The 7,023-nt window shown below is 63.7% G+C and carries 7 protein-coding genes; 3 read left to right on the top strand and 4 right to left on the bottom strand.

Annotation, left to right across the window (positions count from 1 at the left end; translation table 11 throughout):
- Positions 1-48: 48 nt before the first annotated feature.
- The 4 genes from bfr to lptF all read right to left on the bottom strand — a co-directional run bounded on the left by bfr (position 49) and on the right by lptF (position 3,475).
- Positions 49-531 carry a bacterioferritin gene (bfr, locus tag DOM56_RS08010; RefSeq protein ID WP_110598536.1) on the bottom strand — a complete coding sequence of 161 codons (483 nt, stop codon included), beginning with the start codon at positions 529-531 and terminating at the stop codon, positions 49-51.
- Between the two features lie 302 nt (positions 532-833).
- Positions 834-1,037 carry a (2Fe-2S)-binding protein gene (locus DOM56_RS08005; protein WP_110598537.1) on the bottom strand — a complete coding sequence of 68 codons (204 nt, stop codon included), beginning with the start codon at positions 1,035-1,037 and terminating at the stop codon, positions 834-836.
- Between the two features lie 294 nt (positions 1,038-1,331).
- Positions 1,332-2,396, bottom strand: coding sequence for an LPS export ABC transporter permease LptG (gene lptG, locus DOM56_RS08000; RefSeq protein WP_110708284.1), 1,065 nt, complete (start codon positions 2,394-2,396; stop codon positions 1,332-1,334).
- A complete protein-coding gene (gene lptF / locus DOM56_RS07995) occupies positions 2,396-3,475 on the bottom strand; it encodes an LPS export ABC transporter permease LptF (RefSeq protein ID WP_110708283.1) in 1,080 nt (359 codons plus the stop codon). Before lptF ends, lptG begins: the two co-directional genes overlap by 1 nt.
- Positions 3,476-3,831: 356 nt before the next feature.
- Between lptF and DOM56_RS07990 the strand changes: the two genes are divergently transcribed.
- From DOM56_RS07990 to DOM56_RS07980, 3 genes are all read left to right on the top strand, one after another.
- Positions 3,832-5,349 (top strand): leucyl aminopeptidase, encoded by a 1,518-nt coding sequence (locus tag DOM56_RS07990; protein WP_110708282.1) that lies wholly within the window; start codon positions 3,832-3,834, stop codon positions 5,347-5,349.
- Between the two features lie 85 nt (positions 5,350-5,434).
- Entirely contained in the window at positions 5,435-5,719 is a 285-nt protein-coding gene (locus tag DOM56_RS07985) for a YciI family protein (protein ID WP_110708281.1), read from the top strand.
- Between the two features lie 151 nt (positions 5,720-5,870).
- Complete coding sequence (locus DOM56_RS07980) at positions 5,871-6,971, top strand: branched-chain amino acid aminotransferase (RefSeq protein WP_110598542.1); 1,101 nt, start codon at positions 5,871-5,873, stop codon at positions 6,969-6,971.
- The last annotated feature ends 52 nt before the right edge of the window (positions 6,972-7,023 follow it).

Genomic DNA, 7,023 nt, shown 5'->3' with positions numbered 1-7,023 from the left:
ACATCGGGGCCTTCTCGTTGAAGCGTGCGCCTGGTCAGGCGCGGCGCTTCACTCCTTGTCCGTCGTGAACATGTGCTTCTGCAGGTAGTTCTGGATGCCGACCTTGTCGATCAGGCCCAGTTCCGCCTCGAGCTTGTCGATGTGCTCTTCTTCGTCGTCGAGAATCTTGATGAACAGATCGCGGCTGACGTAGTCACGCACGGATTCGCAGTAGGGAATCGCTTCCTGCAGGTCGGCGCGCGCCTTGTGCTCGATCTTGAGGTCGCTCTCGAGCATCTCCTGGCAGTTCTCGCCGATGTTGAGCTTGCCCAGGTCCTGCAGGTTGGGGATGCCTTCCAGGAACAGGATGCGCTCGATCAGCTTGTCGGCATGCTGCATCTCTTCGATGGACTCTTCGTACTCCCACTTGGCCAGCACGCTGAGTCCCCAGTCCTTATACATCTTGCTGTGCAGGAAGTACTGGTTGATCGCGACCAGCTCGTTGCCGAGCACGGTGTTGAGATAAGTGATGACCTTGGCGTCGCCTTTCATTGTCGTGTTCTCCTCATGGTGTCTCTGGCGATGGGGAGGCACGTTCTGGCTACGCACTCCCGTCGAATCCACGCCACCCGGCCGGGCGGCATCGATCCAGTGACGGCAGTATCACCCATACGATCCAGAAATTACAACCATTACAGTAGGTTACGACAATATCTCATCTGCAAGCCGTTGGCAGATGGGAACGCGGCTGATAACGACTCGCGCTATCGCGAAGCCATCGCCAGCACGGCGTAATGAGGGAAATCGGTTGGTAATCAAGCAGAAGCGGCAGCCACAGGAGGTGCCAATCGTGCTCAGACCGCGTAGGCGAGATCTGGATCCATCGCCATTTCCTGGCTGATCGCCTCGCGCATCACGCTCTTGCCGGTGCAGGCGCACTTGCCGCACTGGCCGGCACAACCGGTGCTCTCGCGAACTTCACGCCAGCTGCGGGCGCCGTCAGCAACGGCATTTTCGATATCGCGGTCAGTGACCCCTACACAGAGACAGACGTACACGGGCAAACCTCACTGGTAACGTGATAGCAAATGTAAATGATTCGCATAGGCAATTTCAACCCGTAATCGAAATCATCTCGCAGACATTACTCGAGGCTGACTTAACGCAACCTGAAGCCGCCGACGCTCGCCAACCACGCCCTCCCCCGCTCCCCGTACCCCTGAACCCGCCGCCGCTGGCGACAGCCCCCGAACGCAAGAACGCCGCGCCCTTTCGGGTCGCGGCGTCCTGTGATCCATCCTGATAACGATGTTTGTAGGAAACCGTTCGATCTGGCGTGCGAGGAGTGGTACTCAGCCGGTACGACGCAGCAGCCAGAAGCCCAACAGGTAGCAGGCCGCCGTCGGCACCACTACCGCCAGCGAGGGCGAGAAGCCGAACAGCACCGACGCCGGCGCCAGCAGGTCCTGCAGGTACTTGAAGGTCAGGCCGACGATCACGCCGTAGAAGATACGCGTCCCCGCGGCCACGCTGCGCAGCGGACCAAATACGAACGAGGCCGCCAGCAGTACCAGGCCGGCCAGCGTCACCGGCAGCAGGCTCTTCTGCCAGAAGTAGAGCAGTGGCTGCGTCGCCTCCTGCCCCTGCGCTCGCAGATAGTCGGCATAGCGCCAGAGGCTGGTAATGGGCTGGCTGTCCAGGGGACGCAGCAGGCGGTTCAACTGCGCCGGCGTCAGCGCCGTGTCCCAGCTCTCGCTGGGCAGTGTCTCGGCACGCGTCGCGCCATCTTCGAAATGGGTGATCCTGACATCCTCCAGCGTCCAGGCGTTGCCATCCCATACCGCTCGCGCTGCCTGGGTCGCATCGACCAGGCGTTGGCCATCGAAGTGGTACCGGGTGAAGTTGATCAGAGTATCGTCGGCGCGAATGGTGCCGAAGCGATAGAAGTCATCCCCCTCCCGCTGCCAGCCACCGCGATGCGACAGCACGGCCTCCGAGCCTTCGGACTGCTCCAGTCGCCAAGCCTCGGCGTGCTGTTCCGTCGCCGGGCTGACGAACTCGCCTATCGCCATGGTCAGCAGGATCACCAGCACCAGCGGCTTGAGCACGCCCAGCAGGATTCGCCCCAGTGAACGGCCCGAGGCACGCATCACCGTCAGCTCGTTGTTGGATGCCATGCCACCGAGACCGACCAGCGCGCCGATCAGCACCGCAACGGGGGCGTATTCGTAGAAACGCCAGGGCAGCCGCATGACCAGGTAGATCAGCACATCCAGCGCGGTGTAACCACCCGAGACGTCCCCCAGGTCATTGATGTAGGAGATCACCAGGTCCAGACCCAGCACCATGACCTGAACCACCAGCATCGCGCCGAGCACATTGCGGGCGATATAACGGTCGAGACGATCGATCAACATCAGCGGCCCCCCCGTGCCTGGTCACGACGGATCAGGAAAACGCCCAGCGTCAGGTAGACCAGGTGGATCGGCCACATGCCGATACTGGGTGGCAAGCTGCCCCGCGCGATCGCGTCCTGCGCCGCCAGCAGCAGGCTGAGGTAGCTGATGTGCAGGAAGATCGCCGGCAGCAGCTTGGCGAAGCGCCCCTGGCGCGGGTTGACCCGCGACAGCGGCAGCGCCAGCAGGGTCAGGATGGGAATCATCAGCGGCATGGAGATACGCCACTGCAGTTGCGCCATGGACTCGTCGTCGCCGTCGGCGATCAGCTCCGGCGTGCTCATCAGCTCGCTGTCGACATCGACCTCGCCGGTATCGTCGGTCGCCAGACGAACGCCGTAGCTGCCGAATTTCAGTCTTTCCGCGACCGGGCTGCCGGGCTCGACGCTGTAGCGCTGGCCATTCTCGAGTACCAGGTAGCGGCTGCCGGTATCCGGATCGGTGGTCTGGTAGCCACCCTCGGCCCGCGTCACCACCTGCTGCGGCGAACCGTTACCGCCGGTCTGGCGCTCGCTGATGAAGACATTCTGCATGCGTGACCGGTCATCGTTGAGAGACTGGGTGTAGGCGGTACGGTCATTGCCGAAATCCTGGAACCGACCCGGCGTCAGCAGCGAGAAATCGAGCTGACTCTGCTGCTCGTCGATCAGGCGCTCGTTGTGTGCGGCGCCCGCCGGTGTCAGCCACAGGCTGCAAAGCCCGACCAGCACCGCGATCAGCGCCGCCGGCAGCAGGGTGACCTGCAACAGCCGATTGGGACTGATGCCGCAGGCGACCAGCACGGTGATCTCGCTGTTCAGATAGAGCTGGCCGTAGGCGAGCAGAATCGCGAGGAAGAACGACAGCGGTAGCACCAGCTCGAGGAAGCTGGGCATATGGAACAGCATCAGCGTGCCCAGCGCGCTGAGCGGCAGTTCGCCCTGGGCCGCGTCGGTGAAATAGCGAATGAAGCGACTGCCCATGATCACCAGCAACAGCACGCCGGCCACCGCCGACATGGTCAGCAGAATCTCGCGTGTCAAATAACGGGATACAATCAACTTCGACTCCTGATTTGGCTTCCTGCCGCAGCTCGATCCTGCGCTCGGACTGGACGACCCAGGCCATCGGACTTGCTGCCGGGAAAACGGTCGCTGCCCGCCACCACGTCCCGAGAATACGAATCACCGATACGTCTTGTGCAACGCGCTTCGGCTTTGCGTAAACTGGCCCATCGATGGGCCATTCATCGGCGGCGATGGGTTCGGCTGCTCGAGAACGTTCGCGATAGCGTTCCCGACTTGCTGTCACTGCCGCGCACCTTCACCCGGCGCCATTATCCTGAATCACCGCTCGCTTGTCTCGTTGCCGACAGGCATGTGACGTGAAGCCAGCGCAATCGTTCATTGGAGACGACATGGAATTTTCCGTACTGACCGTCAATCCGGCCAAGGTCGAGACAGCCTGCCTCGTGGTGCCGCTGTTTCAGGATGGCGAACTGCTGTCTGCCGCGGCCAAGCTGGATGACGCCAGCGAGCGCTTGATCGCACAGCTCATCGAGCGCGGCGATTTCACCCCGGAGCTGGCCAATGTCCAGCTGATTCCGTTCGCGCCGGGTCTGGCCGCCGAGCGACTGCTGCTGGTCGGACTGGGCAAGCGCGACGCCTTCAATGAAGGCGCCTTGCGCAAGGCGCTGGATGGCGCCTTCACCGCGCTCGCCAAACTGCCGGTGGATAGCGCCGCGGTGGCCTTCGCCGACGCAGAGGTCGAGGATCGCGATACCGCCTGGAACGCGCAGATGACGCTGGAAGCCGCCACTCGCGCCGTCTACCGCTTCACCGAGTGCAAATCCACCCAGCCGACCCTGCCGCAGTTGGCCACGATCGAACTGCTGGTCTCGGAGGCCAATCAGGCCGATGGTGCCAAGGCTGGCGCCCGCGTCGGCGCGGCCCTGGGCGATGGCGTCAACCTCGCTCGCACGCTGGGCAACCTGCCCGGCAATATCTGCACCCCGAGCTATCTCGCCAGCCAGGCCGAGACGTTGGCGGGGGAATCCGCCGGTTCGCTGACGGTGGAGATTCTCGACGAGGCCGAACTGGAAGCACTGGGCGCCCACTCGCTGCTGGCGGTCGGCCGCGGCAGCGCGGAACCCTCGAAGCTGATCGTGATGAAGTATCAGGGCGCCGAGGATCCCGAGGAGTCGCCCCACGTTCTGGTCGGCAAGGGCATCACCTTCGATACCGGCGGCATCTCGCTGAAGCCCGGCGCCGGCATGGACGAGATGAAGTTCGACATGTGCGGCGCCGCCAGCGTGTTCGGCGCCATGAAGAGCGTGATCGCGCTGAAGCCGAAGCTCAACGTGGTGGCGATCGTCGCCAGCGCCGAGAACATGCCGGATGGCCGCGCAATCAAGCCAGGCGATATCGTCACCACGCTCAAGGGGCTGACCGTCGAGATTCTCAATACCGACGCCGAAGGCCGGCTGGTGCTGTGTGACGCCCTGACCTATGCCGAGCGTTTCACGCCGGCCAGCGTCGTCGATATCGCCACGCTCACCGGTGCCTGCGTCATTGCCCTGGGCGATCACGCCAGTGGCCTGTTCTCCAACGATGACGATCTCGCGCTGGACCTGCTCGAAGCCGGCGAAGCTTCCTGGGATCGGGCCTGGCACATGCCGCTGTGGGACGACTACCAGCAGCAGCTCGAGTCCAACTTCGCCGACCTCGCCAATATCGGCGGGCGTCCGGCTGGCAGCATCACCGCAGCCTGCTTCCTGTCACGTTTCGCCGACAGCTACCCGTGGGCGCACCTCGACATCGCAGGCACCGCCTGGGACAGCGGCAAGCAGAAAGGCGCCACCGGCAGGCCCGTGGGTCTGCTGACCCGCTACCTGCTGGATCGCGAGAGCGAGCGGGTGGTAACGCAGGAGGCGTAATGCCGAATCACGAACCGGGCTACTCACGCCCGGTTCGCCGTTCAAAGCATCACCGTCACTCCCCTCTCAACAAGGAAAATCCGACGTGTTCATCGTTTCGCTCTCCTACAAGGTGTCGATCGACCAGGTCGAGGCGCATCTCGAAGGCCACATCGCCTGGCTGAAAAGCGCCTATCAACGCGAGATACTGCTGGCATCGGGACGCAAGGTGCCACGTACCGGCGGCGTTCTGCTCGCTCGCGGGGATCGTGCCACGCTCGAGGCATGCCTGGCCGAGGATCCGTTCAAAATCCACGATCTTGCCGAGTACGAGATCGTCGAATTCGAGCCGTCCCTCACGGCGCCAGGCCTGGAAGGGCTGCGGGAATAAGCCGCTATCCGCCACTACCCACACCAACGCTTTGCGTGCTAATTTGGGTGGTCCGCTGCCTGGGATTCCGGGCAGTTTTCAACCGAGGTCGTCGACCGCCTGCCGCCCCGCTCGCGTGGTCAGGCATCATGGACTGTCAGGAGAAGTCGCAGTGTCCACTTCAGGTTTCGAAGCCCGCCTTTCTTCCAACCCTCTCGATGCCACGCTGCGCAACGAGATTCTTGCCAACCCGGGCTTCGGCCGCTACTTCACCGATCATATGGTACACGTACGCTGGACCAAGTCGGACGGTTGGCAGCGTGGCGAGATTCGCCCCTACGGACCGCTGCTGATCGACCCGGCCTCACCGGTGCTGCACTACGGCCAGGAGATCTTCGAGGGCATCAAGGCCTACCGCCATGCCGACGGCTCGGTCTGGACCTTCCGCCCGGAGAAGAACGCGGCGCGCTTCCGCGCTTCCGCCCGCCGCCTGGCCCTGCCGGAACTCGACGACGAGACGTTCCTCGGATCGCTCAGGACGCTGGTCGCCCAGGATGCCGACTGGGTGCCGACCCCGCGGAACGACACCGAGGAGTGCAGCCTCTACCTGCGTCCGTTCATGATCGGCAACGGCAAGTCGCTCGGCGTGAAGCCGGCCGCCGAGGTCGACTACTACCTGATCGCCTCGCCCGCCGCGTCCTATTTCAAGGGCGGCGGCAAACCGGTCTCGATCTGGCTCTCCCAGCACTACAACCGCGCCGCGCCCGGCGGTACCGGCGCCGCCAAGTGCGGCGGCAACTACGCGGCTTCCCTGCTGGCCCAGGCCGAGGCCGAATCCCATGGCTGCGACCAGGTCGCGTTCCTCGACGCAGCGGAGAACAAGTGGATCGAGGAGCTGGGTGGCATGAACCTGTTCTTCGTCTACCGCGATGGCCGTCTGGTCACGCCCGCGCTGACCGGCACCATCCTCGAAGGCGTCACCCGCGACTCGATCCTGGAACTGGCCCGCGACGAAGGTCTCACGCCGGAGGAGCGCCCGATCAGCATCGACGAGTGGCGTGAAGGCGTCGCCAGTGGCGACATCGTCGAGGTGTTCGCCTGCGGCACCGCCGCCGTGATCACCCAGATCGGCCAGTTGCTGACCGAGGAAGACCGGATCGTGACGCCGGCCACCGATGGGGAGCCGGTCAGCGCGAAACTGCGCAAGCGCCTGCTCGACATCCAGTACGGTCGCAGCGAGGACACCCGCGGCTGGCTGATGCAATTGGCCTGATGCGAGTGGCCAGATTTCGTCCTAAGCTGCTGTAAGCACTGGATCGCTCGCC

This window comes from Salinicola sp. CR57 (genome assembly GCF_003206585.1).
Taxonomy (GTDB): Bacteria; Pseudomonadota; Gammaproteobacteria; order Pseudomonadales; family Halomonadaceae; genus Salinicola; species Salinicola lusitanus.
Note: the sequence above shows the minus strand (reverse complement) of the source record. Positions and strands in the feature narration are given on the sequence as shown.

Bases quoted from the DNA above. Each gene is read 5' to 3' on its own strand.
- bfr (WP_110598536.1), bottom strand. From the start codon at position 531: ATGAAAGGCGACGCCAAGGTCATCACTTATCTCAACACCGTGCTCGGC.
- lptG (WP_110708284.1), bottom strand. From the start codon at position 2,396: ATGTTGATCGATCGTCTCGACCGTTATATCGCCCGCAATGTGCTCGGC.
- DOM56_RS07990 (WP_110708282.1), top strand. From the start codon at position 3,832: ATGGAATTTTCCGTACTGACCGTCAATCCGGCCAAGGTCGAGACAGCC.